Origin of the sequence: Bacillus sp. 0102A, from assembly GCF_036765155.1 — a bacterium.
Classification (GTDB): domain Bacteria; phylum Bacillota; class Bacilli; order Bacillales; family Bacillaceae; genus Bacillus; species Bacillus subtilis_G.
The window spans coordinates 1-1,496 of record NZ_JBAIZW010000021.1 but is presented as its reverse complement, the minus strand read 5'-3'; the positions used below and the strand labels follow the sequence as shown (position 1 = coordinate 1,496).

Below are 1,496 nucleotides of genomic sequence, written 5' to 3'. Positions count from 1 at the left end.
TGTTGACGGAAACACCGTCTGAAATCATGTGATGCATATCAACCAGCAACAGGTGCCGCTCATCTGATACCTGTACGATTTGGGCACGGAACAGCGGCGCTTGGGTGAGGTCAAACGGCTGGATAAACGCGGCTGCGGCTTCCTGTTCGGTTTGTTCGCCGAGGACTGCGGTCTGTAATGTAAACGGCACCTCGTCATGGATGCGCTGCACCGGTTCGCCGCCTTCGTCCTGTTCGAAGGATGTCCGAAGCGACTCGTGGCGCTTGATCAGCTTTTGGAAAGCCCTGTCCAGCCTTTCGGGATCCAGCTTCCCTTCCAGCTCTAACACAGCCGGCATATTGTAGCCTGTCCCTCCCTCCTCCAGCTGCTGAAGGACATAAATCCGTTTTTGGGCGGAGGAAACCGGATAGATCTCACGCTGTTCCGCCGGCTTGATCGCTTCATATGGACTGTCCGTTCCTTCACGGATCACAGAAGCGAGCCCTTCTACCGTCGGGTGGGCAAACACATCTTTCAGCGGCACCTGCACATCGAATTCTTTGGCGATCCGGGACACAAGCGCGGTGGCTTTTAAGGAATGTCCTCCGCGGTCAAAAAAGTTGTCGTGAATCCCGACAGGTCCGTTTTTCAGCACGTCCTCCCACAGCTGGGCAAGCTTCATCTCTGTCACATTTCTCGGCGCCGTGTATGTCTCTTCATCTGCCGCTCCGTCAGGAGCTGGCAGGGCCTTTCGGTCAAGCTTTCCGCTTGGCGTAACCGGCCACTCTTCCATCTCTATCATATGAGCTGGGATCATGTAGCTGGGCAGAAGCGTTTCAAGCTGCGCCCGCACTTCGTTTCTTCCGAGTCCTTCTGCATAAGCGCATAATTCCGGCTCGCCGCTGTCTGTCCGTACGGTAACGGCCGCCTCCCTTACACCTTCTATGCTTCTGAGCGCCGCTTCAATTTCTCCGGGCTCAATCCGGTAGCCTCTGATTTTGACTTGATCATCCAACCGGCCGAGGAATTCAATATTCCCGTCAGGGAGCCAGCGCGCCACATCCCCGGTTTTGTACATGCGTTCACCCGGGTAAAACGGGTCCTCAAGAAAACGCTCCTCCGTTAATGCCGACCGATTTAAATAGCCTCTGGCAACACCCGCTCCGGCAATGTACAATTCGCCGGCGACACCGCAAGGCTGTACGGCCAAATGCGGATCTAAAACATACAAACGCGCACCGGGTACAGGCTTCCCGATCGGAATCCGCAAGCGATCCCTGTCTCGCTCAGGGTCCAACATGTAAAATGCCGCGTCTACCGTTGCTTCTGTCGGCCCGTAGCCATGGATCAGCGATACTTGCGGCAATAAAGAAGCAAAACGGGCCGCCGTATGGGGCGCAAGCGGTTCACCTCCGGCGACTACACGCTTCAGGCTTGTCCCGTCACCGAGCGCTAACATTTCCGCTTGATCCAGAAAGCTGTTCAGCATAGCCGGAATAAAATGAACCGTTGTCACG

General features: G+C 55.7%; 1 protein-coding gene. It reads right to left on the bottom strand.

Annotation, left to right across the window (positions count from 1 at the left end; translation table 11 throughout):
* Positions 1–1,496: condensation domain-containing protein (locus V6D41_RS21370; protein ID WP_333519566.1), on the bottom strand; the 1,496-nt coding region annotated here is incomplete at both ends.